Raw genomic sequence first — 253 nt, 5'->3', positions numbered from 1 at the left:
GCGTGCCAGTGGACCCGAATATGCTCAACCAGTTCCAGAGCACGATGCCACAGGTGAAAGAGCAGATGAAAGCGGCGGGGAAAGACCCGGTGCTGCTGGTGCCACCGCAGCTGCGCCCTTTGCTGGCGCGTTATGCAAGGTTGTTTGCGCCGGGGCTGCATGTGCTGTCGTATAACGAAGTGCCGGATGAGCTGGAGTTGAAGATTATGGGGGCGTTGATGTAGGCATGATAAGACGCGTCAGCGTCGCATCA

Annotated in this window: 1 protein-coding gene; it reads left to right on the top strand. The window is 58.1% G+C overall.

Going from position 1 to position 253, the window contains the following annotated elements; genetic code table 11:
• On the top strand, nucleotides 1-224 hold a 224-nt coding region (locus FN960_RS24445), incomplete at its 5' end, for an FHIPEP family type III secretion protein (protein ID WP_088537241.1).
• Nucleotides 225-253: the final 29 nt, after the last annotated feature.

The organism is Alkalicoccobacillus porphyridii (genome assembly GCF_007293315.1).
Classification (GTDB): domain Bacteria; phylum Bacillota; class Bacilli; order Bacillales; family Bacillaceae_D; genus Alkalicoccobacillus; species Alkalicoccobacillus porphyridii.
Note: the sequence above shows the minus strand (reverse complement) of the source record. Positions and strands in the feature narration are given on the sequence as shown.